Genomic DNA, 20,006 nt, shown 5'->3' with positions numbered 1-20,006 from the left:
CTTAAAACTCCTTGAGCAGATCCAGCACGGCGTTCGAGTCGGCCACCGCGCCGAACACCCCGCCCTGCATCTGGATCATCTTGAGCGCGGCCTCGTGATTGCCACGGTCTGTGGCGCCGGTGCAGTCGCTCAACATCACGCACTCAAAGCCCCGGTCATTGGCCTCGCGCATGGTGGTGTGCACGCAGACGTCCGTCGTGATGCCGGTGAGGATGAGGTTGCGGATGCCGCGCGTGTGCAGGATCAGCTCCAGGTCCGTCGCGCAGAAGCTGCCTTTGCCGGGCTTGTCGATGATGGGCTCGCCCTCGATGGGGTAGAGCTCGGGAATGATGTCCCAGCCCGGCTCGCCGCGCACGAGGATGCGGCCGCAGGGGCCAGCGTCCCCGATGCCAGCGCCGATTTGCTGCGAGCGCCAGCGCTTGTTGGCCGGCAGGTCGGCCAGGTCGGGCCGGTGGCCCTCACGGGTGTGGATGACGTGCATGCCGACGCGGCGCGCGGCGGCGAGCAGCACCTTCAAGGGCTCGATGGGCGCGCGGGTCAGCGAGAGGTCGTAGCCCATCTTGTCCACATAGCCGCCGACACCGCAGAAGTCGGTCTGCATGTCGATGATCACGAGGGCGGTGTTGGCCGGCGTGAAGTCGCCGTCAAAGGGCCAGGCGTAGGGGGCGGAGGCAAGCGTGGGCATGGCGCGGCTAGTCCTGCTTTTTCTCAAAGGGGTTCACTTCAGCGCCTCGGTAGCTGCGCTCGGGCGGCGCAAAGCCGCAGGGCGTGCCGTCGGTGACCTGCACGGCCCAGGGCAGTTGGTAGCGGCCGGCCACCATGTCCTGCATGAAGGTGTAGGGGCAGTCCTGCGCGCCGCCCTTCACCGCCACGTAGCCGCGGTGCCAGAGCTGGTAGGGGTTGTTCTCGACGCCCCACAGCGCACGCGCTTCGCGCACGAGGTCGGGCCGCAGCTCGGCGGTGATGATCTCGTCCGGCCGCCCGCCGCCAGCCACCATGACGCTGCCGTCAAAGCTGCAGAACATGCCTTCGCCCATGCTGTCGAAGCTGCCATCGCTGCCGCAGAGGCAGACGCTGGCGGTGTAGGCCAGATTCTGAAAGGCGTTGCTCTGGTTGGTGATCTTCCAGGCGTGGCGGATGGGTGCTGTGTAGCCCGCTGTGCGCAGGATGATCTCGGCGCCCTTGTAGGCGGCCTCGCGCGCCATCTCCGGGAACATGCCGTCGTGGCAGATGATCAGCGCGATCTTGCTGCCGTTGGGGCCGGTGCACACGGGGATGCCCATGTTGCCGGGCTCCCAAGCCTCGACGGGCACCCAGGGGTGGAGCTTGCGGTAGTAGAGCTGGATCTGGCCCTGGTCATCGATGATGAGGCCGGTGTTGTAGGGGTTGCCGCCGGGGTTGGCCTCCATGATGGAGAAACAGCCCCAGATGCGATGTTCGATACAGGCCGCCTTGAAGGACGCAACCTCCGGCCCGTCGAGGCTGACCATCAGCTCCGGCGCAGTGCTCATGGAGAGGCCATGCAGCGCGTACTCGGGGAAGACGACGAGGTCCATGGTCCCGAGATTGCGGCGCGCTTTGCCCACCATCCAGCAGATGCGCTCGGCCTGGGCCTTGAGCTGAGCCGGCGTCTCGACCACCGGCAGCTGCAGCTGCACGAGGCCGATGACGACGCCGTTCGGCGACTTGTTCAGGCCGCCCAAGCCGCTCATCGCGACACCCCCAGCTCGGCAGGCGCGCCCTTGAGCGACTGGCTGGTCGAGCAGGTGGCCACGAGGATGATCAGCGTCAGCACATAGGGCATGGCATTGAACAGGTAGTAGCCGCCGCTGACGCCCACGCTTTGCAGCGCCGGCCCGATGGCGCCGGCGCCGCCGAACAGCAGCGCCGCGCCCAGGCAGCGCCAGGGGTGCCAGCGCGCAAAGATGACCAGGGCCACGGCGATCAGGCCCTGGCCGCTGGACAGGCCTTCGTTCCAGCTGCCCGGGTAGTAGAGCGAGAGCGAGGCGCCGCCCAGGCCCGCAATGGCGCCGCCGACCATCGTGGCCGCAATGCGCACGCCGTTGACCGAGTAGCCCAGCGCGCGCGCGGCGTCGCTGCTGTCGCCCGCCATGCGCACCACCAGGCCCCAGCGCGTGTTCTTGAAGCCCCAGGCCATCAAGCCCGCCAGCAGCACGCCGAGGGGGAAGAGCGCATTGACCGACAGCGCCGTCTGCACGGCCGGTGAGCTGCTCCAGGCGCCCAGCGGCAGCGACGGAATCTGCGGCGCCTGCGGCTGAATCAGCGGCTTGCCCAGGTAGAAGGCCAGGCCTGCGCCCAGCAGCATCAGCGCGATGCCGGTGGCGATGTCGCTCACACGTGGCAGCGAGCACAGCAGGCCGTGCAGCATGGCCAGCAGGGCGCCGCACACGCAGGCCGCGAGCACGCCGAGCCACGGCGAGCCCGTCAGATACGCGCCGCCAAACGCCGCCATGGCGCTGAAGACCAGCACGCCTTCGAGGCCGAGGTTGATGCGGCCACTCTTCTCCGTCAGGCATTCGCCCAGGCTCACGAAGAGGAAGGGCGTGCCCACCCGCAGCGCGCCGCCGACGACGGCGAGCAGCAGGTCCGATACGTTGTCCATCGACAAGCTCATACCGCCTCCTTGCGCAGCGGCGTGTCCGGCATCTCGGCGCGCGCCGGCCACTTGATGACCAGCAGGCTGAAGAGCCGCCCACGCAGCGCTTCGGTGGCCAGGATGAAGACGAAGGCAAAGCCCTGCAGCACCAGCACCGAGGCATCGGGCAGCCCGAGCCGGCGCTGCAGCAGGCTGCCCGCCGCCGCAAAGCCACCAAACAGGATGGCCACCGGCGGGATGGCCCACGGGTTGTGCCGCGCCACAAAGCTGACCAGGATGCCCGTGTAGCCCAGCCCCGCGATGACGGCCGCATTGGCGGCGTTGTGCACGGCCGCCACCTCGATAGCGCCCGCCAGCCCCGCCGCCGCACCGCCCAGCAGGCAAGACAGCAGGATCAAGCGGCTGGTGGGCAGGCCCACAAGCCGCGCCGCCCGCGCGTTGCCGCCCACCACGCGCATCGCAAAGCCCGAGGCGCTGAAGCTCAGCCAGGCCCCGCACACCACGCACAGCACGATGCCGATCACGAGGCCCCAGTGCACGTCACCCAGCCAGGACTCCATGGCCGCGTCGCCCATGATGGGCCCGATGCGCAGGCCCTCGGCGAGCGGGTGGGTGGAGGGCTTGTTGAGGCTTGCCGGGTCGCGCATCGGCCCTTCCACAAAGTGCTTGAAAAGCGCGATGGCGATGTAGGCCAGCAGCAGGCTGGAGATGGTCTCGTTAACCCCGCGCCACTGCCGCAACCAGCCCGCCAGCCAGACCCAGGCCGCGCCCATCAAGGCACCGGCCAGCAGCACCATCACGCTGCCGACCGTGTTGGCCGGCGGCCCGAACAAATACGGCAGGCCCGCGCAGCCCAAGGCGCCCAGCACCAGCGCGCCCTCGCCGCCAATCATCATCAGACCGGCTTGCGCCGGCAGCGCCACGGCCAGGGCCGTGAGCATCAGCGGCGCCGCCCGGAGCAGCGTGTTCTGCCACGAGAAGGCATCGCCAAACGCCCCGAGGAAGAGGATCTGCCAGGCCTCCACCGGGCTCGCCCCGCCCAGCCACACGAAGAGCCCGAACAGCAGCAGCGCCGCCCCCAGCGCCAGCAGCGGCAGCAGAACAGCCTCAGCAGCAGGGGTCCAGGGGCGGGTGGCGGTGGCCATGGCGCGGCTCCTTGGCGTCAGGCGTTAAACCTTGCCGATCACGCCTTCAACCAGGTAGGCCATGCCCTCCAGCTCCATGTCGGTCTGTTTGAGCACCTTGCCCGCCGGGATCACGACCTTGCCGGTGTTGTCCTTGAGCTCGCCCTTGAAGATGTCGAACGTGCCCTTCATCATCTGGGCACGGATCGCCTCGGCCTGCTTGCGCGCGCCCTCGGGCACGGCGCTGCCATAGGGGCTGCTCTTGACGAAGCCGTCCTTCAGCCCGCCGCGCACAAAGTTCGGGTGCGGCTTGCCGGTTTGGGCGGCTTCCAGGATCTGCTTGTAGGCGGTGATCCAGTTCCATTCGGCGCCCGTCAGATAGGCCTGCGGGGCCAGCTTGGCCTGGCTCGCGTGGTAGCCGCAGACGAACTTGCCGCGCTTGGCTGCTGTCTCGACGATCACCTTGGGCCCGTCCACGTGCATGGTGAACACGTCCACGCCCTGGTCGGCCAGGCTGTTGGTGGCCTCGGCTTCCTTGACCGGCATGCTCCAGTCGCCGGTGAAGACCACGGTGGTGGTGATCTTGGGGTCCACCGAGCGCGCGCCCATCGTGAAGGCGTTGATGTTGCGCAGCACCTGCGGGATGGGCTTGGCCGCAATGAAGCCGAGCTTCTTGCTCTTGCTCACGTGCGCCGCCACCACGCCGTTCAGGTACTGAGCCTCATCGATGTAGCCGAAGAAGCTGCCCACGCTCTTGGGGTGCTTGGCTTCGTTCCACAGCCCGCCACAGTGCGCAAAGCGCACGTTCGGGTACTTGGGTGCCAGCGCCAGGATGTGCGGGTCAAAGTAGCCGAACGAGGTCGGGAACAGCAGCGAGGCGCCGTCCTGGGCAATCATGCCCTGCATGGCTTTTTGCACCGCGTTCGTCTCGGGGACGTTCTCCTCCTCGACGATCTTGAGGCCCGGCATCTTCTTCAGCAGCGCCACGGCCTCGGCGTGCGACTGGTTGTAGCCGTAGTCGTCCCGCGGCCCCACGTAGATGAAGCCCAGCGTCATCGGCTTTTGCGCCTGCGCCAGCCCACTCCAGCCCGCTGTCATCAAGCCAGCCCCGGCTGCACCCACATTGCCCAGCCATGCCCGGCGGTTCCACTGCGATCGCGTCATCTCGGCTCTCCTGAAGTTGCCCGTCCACAAAGCCCACCGGGGCGAATCCCGCCGGTGTTCAGGCTTGTATACAAGCAGAGGTCGTGCCAGGCTTCACGCCCTGGGCAGGCCCTTCAGGCTGCACGCGGCTGGTGCAGAAATGGGGAAGCCGTGTGGGGAACGGGTGCGTGGGTGCACCGGGAGGGATTGGCCCTAGATCACCGCTTCAACTTCAGGCGTTACCTTGCGCTGGTGCTGTGCGCACAGCAGGGCGGCCAGTTGCTCGGGCACGTCGTTGTCAAAGCTCATCAGCAGGTGGGCCGGCTGATCGGCCGCTGCGGCCGCCAACACCTCGGCCACGCTGGCCTTTTGCGCGTCGTTCGCGGCATGCTTGAGCTTGGTCTCCAGCAGCGCGATCGTCTCGCTACGCATGCGGTCCGAGCCCAGCACATGCCATGCGTAATCGACCTCGTAGCGGTCCACGGCGTCCTTCAGGCTTTCGCCGTCCAGCTGGGACTCTTGCGCAAAGCCCATCAGCGGGCGGGTGCAGAGGGTTTTGGTGACGAGGGCAAGCAGTTCGTCATGCACGGCGGTATTTGCAGCAGCCACGGAGGGTCCTTGGTCCATCAACCCACGGGAATTGGAGCTGTTGCAGGCCCATGGGCGGACCTGCGAACACCGGCGCTACGGCCGACATGCCGTCAAAGCGGAGCCGAGAAAGCAAAAGCCCCTGATTTCGAGCGAAACCAGGGGCCTGCATGCTTGGTGGCCAAGGGCGGAATCGAACCACCGACACGCGGATTTTCAATCCGCTGCTCTACCAACTGAGCTACTTGGCCGGAATCTTGCGCTGAGGGCTTGGGGGCCGGTCAACGGAGTCCGTGACTGTAGCACAAGGGGCTGAGGTTGCTCCAGCCCCGGAGGTGGGCGGGCTCAGCTTGCGCCGCGCTTGTTGCGGGTGAGGTCGACGCCGAGCTGCTTGAGCTTGCGGTAGAGGTGGGTGCGCTCCAGGCCGGTCTTTTCGGCGACGCGGGTCATGGAGCCGTTTTCCTTGGCGAGGTGGAACTCGAAGTAGCTCTTCTCGAAGGCGTCGCGGGCCTCGCGCAGGGGGCGGTCGAGGTCGAAGCTCTGCTCGGACGAGGGGCTGCTGGGGATGTGGTGACTGACGGTGGGGAGCACATGGCCGGGCGCGGGCATGCTGGCCAGGGGCTCGGGGCGCAGGTAGCTGCTGAGGCCGACGGGCGCGGGCGCGGGGCGCGGCGTGGTCTTGACCAGGGCTTGCTCGACGGAGCGCAGCAGCTTTTGCAGGGTGATGGGCTTTTCCAGGAAGGCGCTGGCGCCGTACTTGGTGGCCTCGACGGCGGTGTCGATGGTGCCGTGGCCGCTCATCATGATGACGGGCATGGTCAGCAGGCCGCTGCCGCCCCACTCCTTGAGCAGGGTGACGCCATCGACGTCGGGCATCCAGATGTCGAGCAGGACGAGATCGGGCCGCGCCCGCTCGCGGTAGGCGCGGGCCTGCGTCGCGTTCTCAGCGAGCTCGATGGTGTGTCCCTCGTCGCTGAGGATCTCTGAGAGCAGCGCGCGGATGCCCAGTTCGTCGTCGACAACAAGAATGGTGGCCATGAAACCTCAGTTCACCGCTGCTGCGGCGGGCAAGGCCGGCGCTGCAACAAGATTTGAAAATGATAGCGAAACCTGCGCACCCAGTACCGGGGCCTCCCCGGGCTCGGTGCCTTCGGGCTGCAGGTTGCGCAGGGAAATGCGAGCGCCGTGCTCTTCGGCGATCTTCTTGACGACCGCGAGCCCAAGGCCGGTGCCCTTGCTCTTGGTGGTGACGTAGGGCTCGAAGGCGCGCTTGAGCACCTTCTCGGCAAAGCCGGGGCCGTTGTCGATGATGGCCAGGCGCACGCTGCGGGGCTGACCGTTCTCGGTGACGCTGAGCGTGGTGCGCACGGTGACGACGCCGCCTTCGCGGTCGTGGATGGCGTCGAGCGCGTTCTGCACCAGGTTGTGGATGACCTGGCGGAGCTGGGTCGCGTCGCCCTTGATGAGGGGCAGGGTGGTGGCGAGCTCGCTGCGCAGGCGGCCGGCGTCCTGGGCCTCGGCGTAGAGGCTGAGGACTTCGGTGGTGAGGTCGTTGAGGTCGAGCGGGTCGAGCCGCGCCGAGGGCAAGCGGGCGTAGTCGCGGAACTCGTTGACGAGCTGCTTCATGGCCTGCACCTGGGCCACGATGGTGCCAACCGAGCGGGCGAGCATGCTCTGGTCGGCGCCTTCGAGCTTGGCTTCGAGCTTGTGCTGCAGGCGCTCGGCGCTGAGCTGGATGGGGGTGAGCGGGTTCTTGATCTCGTGGGCCAGGCGGCGGGCGACCTCGCTCCAGGCGGCGCTGCGCTGGGCGGAGACGACCTCGGTGATGTCGTCGAACACGACGAGGCGCTCGTCAGGCGGCAGGTCGGCGCCGCGCACGAGCAGGGTGAGCGGGTCTTGCGCGGGGTCGAGCTGCAGCTCGAAGGACTCCTGCCAGTGGTCGCGCTCGCCGGACTCGTGCTGCTGCTCGAAGCGGCGCGCCAGCTCGGCGGCGAAGCGGGCGAGCGACGGCGGCTCGGTGAGCTCGCGCCCGACATAGGCCGAGAGCGGCAGGCGCAGGATGCGCGTGGCGCCGGGGTTGACGCTCTCCAGCCGGCCTTCGGCGTCGAACACCATGACGCCGGCGGTGAGGTTGTCGAGGATGGTCTGCAAATGGGTGCGGGCGGCGTCCAGCTCGGTCACGCTGCGCTGCACCTGCTCGCGCGCTTCGGAGAGCTGCTCGGTCATGTCGGCGAAGGAGCGCGTCAGGCCGCCGAGTTCGTCGCGCGCCAGCGAGACGGGCTTGGCCGAGAGGTCGCCCGCCGCCACCTGGCGCACGCCATCGGCCAGCAGCAGCATGGGCCGGGCGATCTGGTTGCCCATCACCACGGCCAGCAGCAGGGCGCCGAAGACGCCGAGGATCAGCACCAGGGTGAGCGTGCCCAGGTAGATGCGGCGCAGGCCGTCGCGCTCGAGCGAGCGTTGCTGGTATTCGTTGCTGGCTGCCTGCACGGCCAGTGCATTGCCCAGCACGCTTTGCGGGATGCGCTTGACGACCATCAGGTAGCGCTCGCCCAGGTCGAGCCGGAACTGGGTGTTGGGCAGGCGGGCCAGCGCGCGGATCTGGGCCTGGCCTTGCAGCGCGGCGGCTTCGTCTTCGAGGCCTTCGATCTGGCTGGCGCTGCCCTGGGTGCGGGCCTGGCGCAGCAGGTTGGGGTTGGGGCGGTCGGGCGTGAGGTGGCGGGTGTCGCCGCCACTTTCCAGCAGGATCTGGCCGCCGATGCCGACGAGGGTGACCGAGCGGGCGCCCATCTGCTCGCGCAGGCGCTCCAGCAGCAGCAGCTGAGGGCTGGTGCCTTCAGCCAGCTGGGCGGCGCCGTCGCGCGTCTTTTGACCGAGGTCGGTGACGAGGTTGTCGAGCGTGCCGCGACCGAGGTTGAGGCCGGCTTCGAGCGCGCTGGCCAGCTTGACGTCGAACCAGGTCTCGATGGTGCGGTTGAGGAACTGGTAGGACACCGCGTAGATCAGCACGCCCGGCACCACGCCGACGAGGCCGAACACGGTGGCGAGCTTGAACAGCAACTGGCTGCCGAAGCGCCCGCGCCGCATGCGCAGCACCAGGTTGACCAGGGCGGCGAGGATGACCAGGGCCAGCAGGCTGGCGACGCCGAGATTGACCCAGAAAAGCCAGACGTAGTGCCGGTCAAAGAAGCCACGCTGCCCGCCACCGCCACCCGACAGCAAAAAGGCCACGACCCCCGCCACGCCGGTGGCCGAGACCAGCGCAACCACCCAGGCCAGACGCGTGTTGCGGGTCACGGCGCTTTGAGGCTGAAGTCGGCGTTGAAGCCGCGCTTTTGCTCGATGCTGAGGCCAAAGCCGGGCACCGATCCGAGCCCGATCTGCAGCGGCCGGGGCAGCTGGCTCACGTCGAGCCGGAAGCTGAACTCGAGGTAGTAGCGGCCATCGGTGTCCAGCTCCTTGGCCTCGGCGATGGGCCAGGCCGAGATGCCGCGCAGCGAGGCCAGGGCATCGGTCAGCGTGGCAAAGCTCTGGTGCAGGCCGCCGGTGGAGACACGGTACTGCCGCGTGAGCGGTTGCCAGGACAGGCGCCAGACGCGCTCGGCATGGCCGACGCGCGAGTCGCGCCAGTACCAGCGGTTGCGAAAGACGGTGACGTCGGCCACGAAGTAGAGCGCGGCACCTTTGTGCAGCGCGTCTTCGGCCGGGCGGGAGAGCTCAAAGCGGGTGGAGTAGTTCAGCTCCAGCGCGTCGTCGGTGCGTTCGGTCTGGAACTGCGTCAGCTCGATGCCATCGGCCCGTACGGCGGCCCCGGCCAGGGCGAGCACCAGGGCAACGAGAGCAAGGAGGACGGCGCGGCAACTCAAGGGGGACGCTTCGCGAAGTGGGCGTAGAAGAAGCCGTCGAAGGCCGGCCGGCCATTGTCCGCGACGGGCAGCAGATGCCCGCCCAGTGGGCCCAGGGGCAGCGGCTGGGCGTCAGATTGGCGTTGCAAAAACGCGTCTGCCTGGGCCTGACCCTCGGCGCGGAAGATGGAACAGGTGGCGTAGAGCAGGCGGCCGCCGGGCTGGAGCAGGGGCCAGAGCGCGTCCAGCAGTTCGGCCTGGGTCTGGGCCAGGGCGCGGATGTCGTCGGGCCGGCGCAGCCAGCGCACGTCGGGGTGGCGGCGCACGATGCCAGCGGCGCTGCAGGGGGCGTCGAGCAGGATGGCATCGAAGGGCCGGCCGTCCCACCAGGTGGCGGTCTGGCGGGCGTCGGCGGCCTTGAGCTGGGCGCGCAAGGAGAGGCGCAGCAGGTTCTCCTGCACGCGCTGCAGGCGCTGGCCGTCGGCGTCGAGGGCCAGCAGGTCGAGTTGTTGCAGCTCCAGCAAATGGGCGGTCTTGCCACCGGGGGCGGCGCAGGCGTCCAGCACGCGGGCGCCGGGCGCAAGCCCCTGGGCTAGCCAGTGCGCAGCCAGTTGGGCGGCGGCGTCCTGCACTGAGACATCGCCGGCGGCAAAGCCGGGCAGGTCCTGCACGGGGTGGGGCCGGTCCAGCACGATGGCCTGTGGCACCTCGGGCCCGACCAGGCGGGCGCTGATGCCCACCGTGGCCAGGGCTTCGAGGTAGGCGCTGGCGCTGGTGCGGCGGGCGTTGACGCGCAGCACCATGGGCGGCGGGCGGTTGTTGGCGGCGAGGATGTCCTGCCACTGGGCGGGCCAGTCGCGCTTGACGGCTTCGAGCCACCACAGCGGGTGGTTGAAGGCGCCGAGCGGGTCGCGCCGGGCGGCGGCGCTCAGGGCCTCGCGCTCGCGCAGGAAGCGCCGCAGCACGGCATTGATGAAGCCCTGCGAGGCCGGCGCGCGCTGCTTGGCGGCTTGCACGGCCTGGTCGACCAGGGTGTGCTCGGCATAGGGGGCGTCGTCGGCGTCCCACAGCAGGGCCAGGGCGGTGAGCAGCAGCGCATCGACGCGCGGCGGCGGCGTCTTGGGGGCGAGCTGCTGGCGCAGGGCCTGGGCCGAGCCGAGGCGGCGCAGCGCGGTGAAGCTGAGCGCCTGGGTGCCGGGCCGCAGCTCGGGCGGCACGCGGCCGAGGGCGTCGGTGAGGGAGTGGCCGCCCTGCACGGCCTGGACGCAGTCGGCCGCCTGCAGCAGCAAGCGGTGCAGCGGCGGCGCGCCTGGGCTGGTGGGGGCCGTTGTGGGGACATTCGGCATGCGGCTCAGTGTAGGAGCGGCCTTGCGCACACAATGCCCCGATGGATGCCTCCCGCCCCCTGCCCGCCGCGCCGGCGGACGATGCGCCCGTCTCGGAGCGCATCCGTTACCGCCTCGTCAGCGCCGGCTGCCGCCACCACGCGAATGACAACATTGCCGCCTTCATCGAGCCTGGTGAGCTGGACGCGCTCCAGGCCGAGGTGACCGAGAGGATGCAAGCGGTGTTGCGCAGCCTGGTGATCGACACCGACAGCGACCACAACACCCACGAGACCGCCAAGCGCGTGGCCAAGATGTTTGTGCGCGAGGTGTTTGCCGGGCGCTATGTGGCGGCCCCGTCGGTCACGGAGTTTCCCAACGTCAGTCGGCTCAACGAGCTGATGATCGTCGGCCCGATCAAGGTGCGCAGCGCCTGCTCGCACCACCTCTGCCCGATCATGGGCAAGGTGTGGATCGGGCTGCTGCCCAATGAGCACTCCAACCTGATCGGCCTGTCCAAGTACGCGCGGCTGACCGAATGGATCATGGGCCGCCCGCAGATCCAGGAAGAGGCCGTGACCATGCTGGCCAACGAGCTGCAGGAGCGCGTGCAGCCCGACGGGCTGGCGCTGGTGATGGAGGCCGACCACTTCTGCATGCACTGGCGCGGCGTGAAGGACAGCGAGTCCAAAATGACCAACAGCGTGATGCGCGGTGCCTTCATGAAGGACGCCAACCTGCGTCGCGAGTTCCTGTCTCTGATCGCCAAGGGCTGAAGCCATGCTTGTTCGCCTGATGTATGCCAGCCGCGCCACGTCGGCGCTTGTGGAGGCCGACCTGGCCGCCATCCTGCGCAGCTCGCGCGAGAACAACCCGCAGGAAGGCATCACCGGCCTGCTCTGCTTCACCGAGGGCGTCTTCGTGCAGGTGCTGGAAGGGGGGCGTGATGCGGTCAATGCCCGCTACCGCCGCATCGTGGCGGACCCGCGGCACAGCGACGTGACGCTGCTGTCCTACGAGGAGATCGGGGAGCGCAACTTTGCCGGCTGGACCATGGGCCAGGTGAACCTGCAGCGGCTCAACCCGGCGCTGATGCTGAAGTATTCGGAGTCCGGCCGCCTGGACCCCTACCAGATGAGCGGCGCCGCCATGGCCGCGCTGTTCCGCGAGATGTGCGCCTCGGGCGCCATCGCCGCAGCGGAGCTGTAGGGCTAACAGGCCCTAGAGCGGCCTGGCCGCTGTGAAGCGGTAGAGCCGGGCCAATGCGCGCGTCGGGATCTGCGCGATGGCTTCGTTGTAGCGCTCGACGGTCTGGTTGAACACCTGGCGTGCAAAGGCGCGCTGGCGTTCCACCAGCTTGAGCTCGTCCATCAGGGCGCCCAGCCCGGCGGCGTCGTGAAGCTCGGACGCATGCTCCAACAGCGACATCAGCCGCGCCTGCGCCGCGCCGTGCAGCGAGGTGGCAACGGCCAGCGCGCCCACCGTGTCGGGCGACCAGGGACGGCCGCGTGCGGCCAGTGCGGCGGCCTGAGCTTCGGCCTGGGCATTGGCCAGGGCATCAAAGGTGGCCTGCTCATTGGGCAGCAGGGGTTTGACCTGGGTCACCAGTTGCTCGCACACCTGGGCGCGCTGGCTGAGCTGGCGGTCCAGTTCGGCAAAAGCCTCGCTGATGGCATTGCGTAGGCTCATGAGGCGGTTGTAGGCGCCAACGCTCCAAAAGCCCAGTACGGCCAGCAGGGCCACCAAGGCCCAGGTGAGCGGGGTCATGCGGCGCGCTCTCGGCCAGCCAGGTAGGCCGCGTGCCCCTTGGCGCGCAGCTCGCAGGCCGGGCAGTGGCCGCAGCCATGGCCCCAGGCGTGCAGCGCGCCGCGCTCGCCCAGGTAGCAGGTGTGGGTGTGCTCGACGATCAACTGCACCAGGGCCTGCCCGCCCAGCTGCTCGGCCAGGCGCCAGGTGGCGGCCTTGTCGATGAACATCAGCGGTGTCTCCACCGTCATCGGGCCGCCTAGCCCGAGTGACAGGGCCACCTGCAGCGCCTTGAGGGTGTTGTCGCGGCAGTCGGGGTAGCCGGAATAGTCCGTCTCGCACATGCCGCCCACCAGCACTGTGGCGCTGCGGCGGTAGGCCAGCGTGGCGGCAAAGGTCAGGAAGAGCAGGTTGCGCCCGGGCACAAAGGTGTTGGGCAGGCCATTGGCCTGCAGCTCGATGGCGCGCTCACTGGTCAGCGCGGTGTCGCTGAGGCGGCCGAGCATCGACAGGTCGAGCAAATGGTCCTCACCCAGCCGGCCGGCCCAGGCTGGGAAGCGCCGCACCAGCTCGTCGCGCACGCGGTGGCGGCAGTCCAGCTCGATGCGGTGGCGCTGGCCGTAGTCAAAGGCCAGGGTCTCCACACTGGCGTAGCGCTCCAGCGCCCAGGCCAGGCAGGTGGTGGAGTCCTGCCCGCCGGAAAACAGCACCAGGGCTTTGCGGTCGTCGCTCATGGGCGGGATGCTACCTTTGCGCCTCTCCTCACTTGCCGCCTGCCGTCATGCGCTCATTTGCTCTGCTGTTTGCTCTCGCCGTGCCGGCTCTTGCATCGGCGCAGTCCGGCATTGACGAGGTTCTCGTCTACCCCGGCGGTGCCCAGGTGACGCGCCTGGCCAGCGTGGCGGCGGGCGCGCGTGAGCTGGTGCTGAACTGCCTGACGGCGCGCTTCGACCCCGACAGCCTGCAGATCGAGGCGCCCGCCGGCGTGAACCTGGGGCCGGTGCAGTTGGAGACCCTGCCGCGCGAGCGCCTGCCCGAATGCGCCAACAGCCCGCGCGATGAGCAGATCCGCAAGCTGGAGGGGCAGCGCGACCAATTGGCCGCCGAGTCCAGCGCGCTGGAGGCGAGCCTGAGCTATCTCAAGGCGCTGGGCAGCGGCGAGGCACGCGGCACACCGGCCGCCGGCATCGCGGGCACGGCCGACAGCATCCGCAAGGCAGCGCAGGACGCCCTGCTGCGCCAGGCTCAGCTGCGCCGCCAGCTGGAGGACCTGGACCGCCAGATCACCCCGCTGAAGGGGGAGCGCGACCGCTTGGCTGAGGCCAACCCGCAGTGGCGCAGCCTGCGCCTGCGCCTGTCGGCCCCGCGCGAGGCGGAGCTGCGCATCAGCTACCGCCTGCCCCAGGCCGGCTGGGCGCCGAGCTACCGGGCGTTGCTCGACACCGCGAGCGGTGCGCTGCAGCTGGAGCGCTTGGCCCAGGTGTCGCAGCAAAGCGGCGAGGACTGGCGGCAGGTCAAGCTGCGGCTGTCCACGGCGGCGGTGTCGACCAAGGTGGGCCAGGGCCTGCCGAGGCCCTGGGTGCTGGGGATCGCGCCGCCTCGGCCGATGGCGGCAGCGGCGACGCTGGACTCGGTAGTGGTGGCTGGCGTGCGGGCCGCCCCGAGCCTGCGGCGAGCTGCGGACGCAGAAGAGGAGGCCGAGTCGTTCGACCCCGCCGTCTTCGAGGGCACGCACGCCACCGTGTTTCAACTGCCTGGCCGCGTCACGGTCGAGAGCAGCACCCAGCGTGCCAGCCTGACGCTGGGCGGGGAGCGCTTGCAGGCCACCGTGTTGACGCGCGTGCAGCCGGCCAGCGAGGCAGCGGCCTACCTGGTGGCGGAGGCCGAGTGGCCGGCTGGCGCATGGCCGCAGGGCCCCATGCAACTGGTGCGCGACGGGGCTTATGTGGGCAGCAGCACGCTCAATATGGCGGACGGCGAAGAACGCATGGAGATCCCCTTCGGCCGCGACGAGCGCGTGCGTGTGCAGGTCCTGCCCGAGCAGCGCAACGCCGCCAACACCGGCTTCATCGGCAGCCGTGCCGAGCGTCGCTATGGCCGCGCCTACGTGATCGAGAACCGACACACGGCGGGCAGCCTCAGGCTGCAACTGGTCGAGGTGGCACCCACGGCCCAGCACGAGGACATCAAGGTGCAGGCCACGTTCAACCCCGCACCCACGACCCAGGCCTGGCGCAAACGGGCGGGCCTGGTGCTCTGGGAGCAGCCGCTGGCGGCCGGGCAGAGCCTGCGCTTCTCAGCCGACTACCTGGTCAACGTGCCCAAGGACGCGCCGGTCACCGGTCTGCGCTGAACGAACGCCGCCGCACCAACCCTGGCGGCGCGAGCCTGCGCCTAGGGCCGTGGGCGCAATGTCTTTGCCGCCCTAGCCAACGGAAGGGTCGAGACCTTGCCATCCGGCGATGGCAGCGTTGTCACGCGCGCGATCCGCGCCATGTAATTGGTCATGGTAAACGCTGTCAAGGAGCCTGGACCTGGGACACGGCCGTGACGATTTGTCACCTGGGTTACATGATGAATTTTTAAACTGCAGCAATGCCTTAGCCCTCAAGCCCCACGCTGGGTAGAAGTTTGGGTAGCGCAATCCGAAACAATTCGAGGCCCAAGCCCATGCAATCACCGGACGTCGTTGCCCTATGGCCCCTGCTGCGATTGGTCGCCCTGTATGTGCACGTCGTGGCCTGCTTTGGCGCGGCGGCGGCCATCGTGCTGGGCGACCTGGCCGTGTTCCTGCACCGGCAGGTGGACCGCCGTTTGCTGCGCCGCGCGTCAAGTTGGGTGGCCAAGGCGCTGGGCGTGCTCTGGGTGACCGGGCTGATCATCATTGGCATCGACACCGGCTTAGACCTGGCCGTGCTGCTCACCAAGGGCAAGCTGCTGGCCAAGTTCAGCGTGGTGATCCTGCTCACGCTCAATGGCCTGGCGCTGCACAAGTGGGCGCTGCCGCGCCTGATGGCGCCGACCTATGAGCCCGAGCGCACGGCCCGCATCCCGGCGCTGCTGGGTGCCTTCAGCCTGGCAAGCTGGCTCTTTGCGGCCTTTCTCGGCCTGGCCAAGCCCTTGGCCGGCGTGCTGGGGTATGCCGGCTTCATGCAGTTCTACGGCCTGAGCCTGCTGTTGGCGCTGGCGGTGGCCTGGCATTGGGGCCGGCCGCGTTTGGCTCGCCAACTGGCCGAGTACACGGCCGACAGCGCCCCGATCGCCTTTGACCCGCTGGGCCCGCCGGCCAACCCCTGGCAGCGCAGCTGAGCGCTGGGCTTGGCGCGGCGCTCAGCCGCGCACTTCGCCCTGGCCCAGCACCACCCACTTCATCGAAGTCAGCCCTTCCAGCCCCACCGGCCCGCGGGCGTGGAACTTGTCGGTGCTGATGCCGATCTCGGCCCCCAGGCCGTACTCGAAGCCATCGGCAAAGCGCGTGCTGGCGTTGACCATCACGCTGGCCGAATCCACCTCGCGCAGGAAGCGCATGGCATTGGGGTGGTTGGTCGTCAGGATGGCATCCGTGTGGTGTGAGCCATAGCGGTTGATGTGTGCGATGGCCTCGTCGAGCGAATCCACGACCTTGATGCTGATGATCGGCGCCAGGTACTCGGTGGACCAGTCTTCCTCCGTCGCCGCCACGGCGCCAGGCACCAGGGCCAGGGTGCGCAGGCAGCCACGCATCTCCACGCCCTTGGCGCGGAAGATCTCGGCGATGCGGGGCAGGAAGGCCGGCGCCTGCGCCACGTGCACGAGCAATGACTCGGTGGCATTGCAGGGGCTGTACTTCTGGGTCTTGGCGTTGTCGGTCACCTTGAGCGCCAGGGCCAGGTCGACCTGCTCGTCCACATAGGTGTGGCAGTTGCCGTCCAGGTGCTTGATGACGGGGACCTTGGCCTCGGCACTGATGCGCTCGATCAGCCCCTTGCCACCGCGCGGGATGATCACGTCGACCCACTGGGGCGAGCTGATCAAGAGGCCGACGGCGGCGCGGTCGGTCGTCGGGACGAGCTGCACGGCCTCGCGCGGCAGGCCGGCTTCTTCGAGGCTGTCGGCCACCAGCGTCGCCAGGGCCAGATTGCTGTGGATGGCCTCGGAGCCGCCACGCAGGATGCAGGCATTGCCGCTCTTGATCGCGAGCGACGCGGCCTCGATGGTCACATTGGGGCGGCTCTCGTAGATCATGCCGAACACGCCCAGCGGCACGCGCATCTGGCCGACGCTGATGCCCGTGGGGCGGCGGCGCACGCCGGTGATCTCGCCGATGGGGTCGGGCATGGCGGCGATCTGCTCGCAGCCTTCGGCCACGGTGGCCAGGGTCTTGGCATCGAGCTTGAGGCGGTCGCGCAGCGGGGCAGCAAGGTCGGCGGCCTTGGCCAGGTCCTTGGCATTGGCGGCCTGCAGGGTCGGGCCGGCCTCGCGCAGACGGCGGGCCAGGGCCAGCAGGGCGGTGTTCTTGGCCGCCGTGGAGGCTGCCGCCATCACGGTGGCGGCGGCGCGGGCTTGCTGGCCCATGTGGGCCATCAGGGCGGGCAGGTCCGTGAGCAAAGGGGTCTGGGGCGCGTTCATGGCGGGGATTTTCTCAGGCCCGGGCTTCCAAGGCATTCAAGCGGGCCAATCGGATCGCCCGCCCCACGTCCGGGCCGGTGAGCCCGCGCGCCAAAGCGGCACTGCTCACGGCCGCCTGGTCGATGGCGAGCGTGGCGGCGAGGTCGGCGGCCAGGCGCTCGGCCTGGGGGTAGTCGCGGTCCTCAAAGCCGGTGCGGCCCCGGGCGTCGGCCTCGCAGGCTTGCAGCAGCTGGGCAAAGCGCTCGGGGCGGCGCCAGGCGTCGCAGCGCTCCAGCAGGCGCAGCCGGGCTTCGGGGCCAAAGCCGCCGCTTTGGTGCACGTGGGTGTGCTCACGGGCAACCACCAAGGCCAGTTCGCGGCACTCGGTCGGCACCTTCCAGCGCTCGGCCACCTTGGCGGCCAGCTTCTCGCTGCGGCCTTCGTGGCCGATGTGGCGGGGCCACTCCTCGCGGCGGGTCGTGCCCTTGCCCAGGTCGTGGCACAGCGCGGCAAAGCGCACGGGCAGCGTGTGATTGAAGCGGGCGCACTGCTGCAGCACCAAGAGCAGGTGCACGCCGGTGTCCACCTCGGGGTGGTGGGCTTCAGGCTGGGGCACGCCAAAGAGGGCGTCCACCTCAGGCAGCAGGCGCACCAGCGCCCCGCACTCGCGCAGCACGGTCAGCATGCGGCCCGGGGCGGCTTCCATCAGCCCGCGCGAGAGCTCCTGCCAGACGCGCTCGGGCACCAGGGCATCCACCTCGCCGTCCTGCACCATCTGCTGCATCAGGGCCCCGGTCTCGGGGGCGATGTTGAAGTCGGCAAAGCGGGCGGCAAAGCGCGCCAGGCGCAGGATGCGCACCGGGTCTTCGGCAAAGGCGGGCGAGACGTGGCGCAGCACCTTGTCGGCCAGGTCCTGCCGGCCGCCGTGGGGGTCGATGAGCTGACCGGCCTCGTCCTCGGCCATGGCATTGATGGTCAGGTCGCGGCGGGTCAGGTCTTGCTCCAGCGTCACGTCGGGCGCCGCGTGGAAGGCAAAGCCGTGGTAGCCGCGCGCCGTCTTGCGCTCGGTGCGGGCCAGGGCCACTTCCTCGTGCGTCTCGGGGTGGAGGAAGACCGGAAAGTCCTTGCCCACGGGCTGGTAGCCAGCTTTCAGCAAGGCTTCGGGGCTGGCGCCGACGACGACCCAGTCCCGGTCCTGCACCGGCAGGCCGAGGAGGCGGTCGCGCACCGCGCCGCCGACGAGAAACCTCTGGAACTCCCGCATGACGGCATTGTGGAGGCGTTCACAATCGCGCATCCGCCGCACTGCCTGATCTGTTCGTGCACCCTGATCTGATTTCCAGCCTGCAATCGCTCATGGTGCTGATCCTCGGCGCCGATTCCAAAGCCCGCGCTGCCCTGGTCCAGGAAGTGGATGCCGCCGGCCACCGCGCCAGAGCCGCGGATTCCGCTGGCGCTGCACTCGGTGTGTTTCGCGAGGTCGCCCCAGATGTGGTGCTGATCTGCGTGGACCGGCTCGGCGACGACGACCAGCGGTTTGCCGCCTCGCTGCGCGAGGCCGACGGCAACAGCTGGACGCCCATCATCTTTGTCTCGCCACGCGGTGACGAGCACGAGGTCTGGCTCAGCATCGAGGCCGGCGGTGACGACCACCTCGTCAGCCCCGTGGCGCCCATGATCCTGCAGGCCAAGCTGCGTGCCATGCAGCGCCTGGTGCAGATGCGCGAGCGCCTGGTTGAATTGGCGCAGGCCCTGCACGGTGCCAACGCCCAGCTGCACGCGCTGGCCACGGTGGACGCCCTCACCGGCCTGCTCAACCGCCGCGCGCTGGACACCCGGCTGCGCCAGGAGATGGACCTGGCCCGGCGCTCCAAGCAGCCGCTCAGCATCGTGCTGTGCGACGTGGACTTCTTCAAGCGCTACAACGACAGCCTGGGCCACGGTGCGGGCGACGCCTGCCTGAAGCAGGTGGCCAATGTCTTCCTGCAGGCCTGCCGCCGGCCCAGCGACTGTGCGGCGCGCTACGGCGGTGAGGAGTTCGCCCTCATCCTGCCCAACACGCCCACGCCTGGCGCCTGGGTGGTGGTGGACGCGCTGCGGGCCGCGCTGGACGCCGCCGGCCTGCCCCACCCCAACTCCGAAGTGGCCTCGCAGGTGACGCTCTCGGGCGGCCTGCTCACCATCGTGCCCGACAGCCAGATCACGCCCACCGAGGTGCTGGAGCGCGCCGACCAGGGCCTCTATGAAGCCAAGGCTCTGGGCCGCAACCGCATCGTGATGGTGGGCGGCTACGAGGGCCTGGACGGCGAGCTGTCGGCGGCGTCGGCCGCCTGAGCACTCGATCAGGGCTTGGCTGCAGTGGCGGTCAGGGCCGTGAAGGTCTTCAGGTAGCCAGCCTCGGGCTCGCGCTCGCAGGCCGGGCGAATCTCGCGTGCCGCCGCCTCCACCTGCTTGAGCCAGCGCATGCGCTGGCTGAGGTCGCCCTTGCTGCCCAGGAAGAGCATCCCCGCCGTCAGGTTGATCACCGGCATGCTGCGGGGCGTTTGGTCCGGGAAGGTCTGCGCGTAGTAGCGCGCATCGAGCAGGAACTCGGCACAGGTCTTGTCGCCCAGGGTGGTCAGCGAGTCGCGCCGGTACTCGATGGGCGCCAGAACCTCGGTCAGCGGCGTGGCTGCCGAGGTCTTGTAGCGCAGGCCTTGCACGAGTTGGAGTGCGAGCTGGTCCAGCACTTCGGCGCGCGAGCTGGTGTGCACGGTGGCCGTCTCGACGCCGCCATCCGCCTTGAGCTTGAGATGCAGCACGACCTTGCCCTGGATGCTCTGGGCGGCCAGCTCGGGGCTGTAGCCCCGCTCGCCGGGTGTGAAGCTCATCAGCTTGACCGTGGTGATGCCGCTAGCTGCAGCGCCGGACGCGGCAGAGGCCGCTGATGCCGCCACCTCGGGCTGGGCGAACGCGAGGCTCGGCAAGGTGACGAGCAGCAGAATCAGCAGGGGCAGTTTCATCGTGGGGTGAGAGAGGTGATGGGGTTCAG

20 protein-coding genes and 1 tRNA gene are annotated in these 20,006 nt (G+C 69.1%); 5 read left to right on the top strand and 16 right to left on the bottom strand.

Annotated elements, in window-relative coordinates; all coding sequences use genetic code 11:
- Position 1 precedes the first annotated feature (1 nt).
- From biuH to rsmB, 11 genes are all read right to left on the bottom strand, one after another.
- Positions 2-685, bottom strand: coding sequence for a biuret amidohydrolase (biuH, locus tag ABDJ85_RS19130; protein ID WP_347706406.1), 684 nt, complete (start codon positions 683-685; stop codon positions 2-4).
- Positions 686-692: 7 nt separating this feature from the next.
- Complete coding sequence (locus tag ABDJ85_RS19125; protein WP_347706405.1) at positions 693-1,712, bottom strand: formamidase; 1,020 nt, start codon at positions 1,710-1,712, stop codon at positions 693-695.
- Positions 1,709-2,623 carry an ABC transporter permease gene (locus ABDJ85_RS19120; RefSeq protein ID WP_347706404.1) on the bottom strand — a complete coding sequence of 305 codons (915 nt, stop codon included), beginning with the start codon at positions 2,621-2,623 and terminating at the stop codon, positions 1,709-1,711. The genes ABDJ85_RS19125 and ABDJ85_RS19120 overlap by 4 nt, the downstream gene beginning before the upstream one ends.
- Before the next feature lie 8 nt (positions 2,624-2,631).
- Positions 2,632-3,762: an ABC transporter permease gene (locus ABDJ85_RS19115; protein ID WP_347706403.1), complete on the bottom strand. Its 1,131-nt coding sequence runs from the start codon at positions 3,760-3,762 to the stop codon at positions 2,632-2,634.
- A 24-nt stretch (positions 3,763-3,786) separates the two neighbouring features.
- On the bottom strand, positions 3,787-4,905 hold the full coding sequence (locus ABDJ85_RS19110; protein WP_347706402.1) for a BMP family ABC transporter substrate-binding protein: 1,119 nt from the start codon (positions 4,903-4,905) through the stop codon (positions 3,787-3,789).
- 192 nt (positions 4,906-5,097) lie between these two features.
- The gene (locus ABDJ85_RS19105; RefSeq protein WP_347706401.1) at positions 5,098-5,493 is read right to left on the bottom strand and encodes a hypothetical protein; all 396 of its coding nucleotides are present in this window, start codon (positions 5,491-5,493) and stop codon (positions 5,098-5,100) included.
- Between the two features lie 154 nt (positions 5,494-5,647).
- Positions 5,648-5,723: transfer RNA gene (locus ABDJ85_RS19100), tRNA-Phe, on the bottom strand.
- A 94-nt stretch (positions 5,724-5,817) separates the two neighbouring features.
- On the bottom strand, positions 5,818-6,510 hold the full coding sequence (locus tag ABDJ85_RS19095) for a response regulator (protein ID WP_347706400.1): 693 nt from the start codon (positions 6,508-6,510) through the stop codon (positions 5,818-5,820).
- 6 nt (positions 6,511-6,516) lie between these two features.
- Positions 6,517-8,769, bottom strand: a complete 2,253-nt coding sequence (locus tag ABDJ85_RS19090; protein WP_347706399.1) for a sensor histidine kinase — start codon at positions 8,767-8,769, stop codon at positions 6,517-6,519.
- Positions 8,766-9,338, bottom strand: a complete 573-nt coding sequence (locus tag ABDJ85_RS19085; RefSeq protein ID WP_347706398.1) for a DUF4390 domain-containing protein — start codon at positions 9,336-9,338, stop codon at positions 8,766-8,768. Before ABDJ85_RS19085 ends, ABDJ85_RS19090 begins: the two co-directional genes overlap by 4 nt.
- Complete coding sequence (gene rsmB, locus ABDJ85_RS19080; protein WP_347706397.1) at positions 9,335-10,663, bottom strand: 16S rRNA (cytosine(967)-C(5))-methyltransferase RsmB; 1,329 nt, start codon at positions 10,661-10,663, stop codon at positions 9,335-9,337. The genes ABDJ85_RS19085 and rsmB overlap by 4 nt, the downstream gene beginning before the upstream one ends.
- A 41-nt stretch (positions 10,664-10,704) precedes the next feature.
- Between rsmB and folE the strand changes: the two genes are divergently transcribed.
- The gene (gene folE / locus ABDJ85_RS19075; protein ID WP_347706396.1) at positions 10,705-11,418 is read left to right on the top strand and encodes a GTP cyclohydrolase I; all 714 of its coding nucleotides are present in this window, start codon (positions 10,705-10,707) and stop codon (positions 11,416-11,418) included.
- Between the two features lie 4 nt (positions 11,419-11,422).
- Positions 11,423-11,851, top strand: coding sequence for a BLUF domain-containing protein (locus ABDJ85_RS19070; RefSeq protein ID WP_347706395.1), 429 nt, complete (start codon positions 11,423-11,425; stop codon positions 11,849-11,851).
- Between the two features lie 12 nt (positions 11,852-11,863).
- On the opposite strand, the gene ABDJ85_RS19065 is transcribed toward ABDJ85_RS19070, so the two are convergent.
- Positions 11,864-12,409: a LemA family protein gene (locus tag ABDJ85_RS19065; protein ID WP_347706394.1), complete on the bottom strand. Its 546-nt coding sequence runs from the start codon at positions 12,407-12,409 to the stop codon at positions 11,864-11,866.
- Positions 12,406-13,122 carry a 7-cyano-7-deazaguanine synthase QueC gene (queC, locus tag ABDJ85_RS19060; RefSeq protein WP_347706393.1) on the bottom strand — a complete coding sequence of 239 codons (717 nt, stop codon included), beginning with the start codon at positions 13,120-13,122 and terminating at the stop codon, positions 12,406-12,408. Before queC ends, ABDJ85_RS19065 begins: the two co-directional genes overlap by 4 nt.
- Before the next feature lie 47 nt (positions 13,123-13,169).
- Here queC and ABDJ85_RS19055 point away from each other — a divergent pair, with 47 nt between their 5' ends.
- Together ABDJ85_RS19055 and ABDJ85_RS19050 are read left to right on the top strand one after the other, a co-directional pair.
- Positions 13,170-14,741: a DUF4139 domain-containing protein gene (locus ABDJ85_RS19055; protein ID WP_347706392.1), complete on the top strand. Its 1,572-nt coding sequence runs from the start codon at positions 13,170-13,172 to the stop codon at positions 14,739-14,741.
- Positions 14,742-15,058: 317 nt separating this feature from the next.
- Complete coding sequence (locus tag ABDJ85_RS19050) at positions 15,059-15,697, top strand: hypothetical protein (protein WP_347706391.1); 639 nt, start codon at positions 15,059-15,061, stop codon at positions 15,695-15,697.
- Between the two features lie 21 nt (positions 15,698-15,718).
- On the opposite strand, the gene ABDJ85_RS19045 is transcribed toward ABDJ85_RS19050, so the two are convergent.
- Positions 15,719-16,996, bottom strand: a complete 1,278-nt coding sequence (locus ABDJ85_RS19045; RefSeq protein ID WP_347706390.1) for a glutamate-5-semialdehyde dehydrogenase — start codon at positions 16,994-16,996, stop codon at positions 15,719-15,721.
- 13 nt (positions 16,997-17,009) lie between these two features.
- Positions 17,010-18,239 (bottom strand): multifunctional CCA addition/repair protein, encoded by a 1,230-nt coding sequence (locus ABDJ85_RS19040; protein ID WP_347706389.1) that lies wholly within the window; start codon positions 18,237-18,239, stop codon positions 17,010-17,012.
- A gap of 56 nt (positions 18,240-18,295) precedes the next feature.
- On the opposite strand from ABDJ85_RS19040, the gene ABDJ85_RS19035 reads away from it, so the two are divergent.
- Positions 18,296-19,309: a GGDEF domain-containing response regulator gene (locus ABDJ85_RS19035; RefSeq protein WP_347706388.1), complete on the top strand. Its 1,014-nt coding sequence runs from the start codon at positions 18,296-18,298 to the stop codon at positions 19,307-19,309.
- Positions 19,310-19,317: 8 nt separating this feature from the next.
- Here ABDJ85_RS19035 and ABDJ85_RS19030 read toward each other — a convergent pair whose 3' ends face one another.
- A complete protein-coding gene (locus ABDJ85_RS19030; protein WP_347706387.1) occupies positions 19,318-19,977 on the bottom strand; it encodes a TonB family protein in 660 nt (219 codons plus the stop codon).
- Positions 19,978-20,006 lie beyond the last annotated feature (29 nt).

Source organism: Roseateles paludis, from assembly GCF_039872745.1.
Classification (GTDB): Bacteria; Pseudomonadota; Gammaproteobacteria; order Burkholderiales; family Burkholderiaceae_C; genus Pelomonas; species Pelomonas paludis.
Note: the sequence above shows the minus strand (reverse complement) of the source record. Positions and strands in the feature narration are given on the sequence as shown.

Coding starts and splice junctions, on each gene's coding strand:
- ABDJ85_RS19095 (WP_347706400.1), bottom strand. CDS start 6,510: ATGGCCACCATTCTTGTTGTCGACGACGAACTGGGCATCCGCGCGCTG.
- ABDJ85_RS19065 (WP_347706394.1), bottom strand. CDS start 12,409: ATGACCCCGCTCACCTGGGCCTTGGTGGCCCTGCTGGCCGTACTGGGC.
- ABDJ85_RS19125 (WP_347706405.1), bottom strand. CDS start 1,712: ATGAGCGGCTTGGGCGGCCTGAACAAGTCGCCGAACGGCGTCGTCATC.
- ABDJ85_RS19030 (WP_347706387.1), bottom strand. CDS start 19,977: ATGAAACTGCCCCTGCTGATTCTGCTGCTCGTCACCTTGCCGAGCCTC.
- biuH (WP_347706406.1), bottom strand. CDS start 685: ATGCCCACGCTTGCCTCCGCCCCCTACGCCTGGCCCTTTGACGGCGAC.
- folE (WP_347706396.1), top strand. CDS start 10,705: ATGGATGCCTCCCGCCCCCTGCCCGCCGCGCCGGCGGACGATGCGCCC.
- ABDJ85_RS19055 (WP_347706392.1), top strand. CDS start 13,170: ATGCGCTCATTTGCTCTGCTGTTTGCTCTCGCCGTGCCGGCTCTTGCA.
- ABDJ85_RS19050 (WP_347706391.1), top strand. CDS start 15,059: ATGCAATCACCGGACGTCGTTGCCCTATGGCCCCTGCTGCGATTGGTC.
- ABDJ85_RS19115 (WP_347706403.1), bottom strand. CDS start 3,762: ATGGCCACCGCCACCCGCCCCTGGACCCCTGCTGCTGAGGCTGTTCTG.
- ABDJ85_RS19120 (WP_347706404.1), bottom strand. CDS start 2,623: ATGGACAACGTATCGGACCTGCTGCTCGCCGTCGTCGGCGGCGCGCTG.
- ABDJ85_RS19110 (WP_347706402.1), bottom strand. CDS start 4,905: ATGACGCGATCGCAGTGGAACCGCCGGGCATGGCTGGGCAATGTGGGT.
- ABDJ85_RS19045 (WP_347706390.1), bottom strand. CDS start 16,996: ATGAACGCGCCCCAGACCCCTTTGCTCACGGACCTGCCCGCCCTGATG.
- rsmB (WP_347706397.1), bottom strand. CDS start 10,663: ATGCCGAATGTCCCCACAACGGCCCCCACCAGCCCAGGCGCGCCGCCG.
- ABDJ85_RS19070 (WP_347706395.1), top strand. CDS start 11,423: ATGCTTGTTCGCCTGATGTATGCCAGCCGCGCCACGTCGGCGCTTGTG.
- queC (WP_347706393.1), bottom strand. CDS start 13,122: ATGAGCGACGACCGCAAAGCCCTGGTGCTGTTTTCCGGCGGGCAGGAC.
- ABDJ85_RS19040 (WP_347706389.1), bottom strand. CDS start 18,239: ATGCGGGAGTTCCAGAGGTTTCTCGTCGGCGGCGCGGTGCGCGACCGC.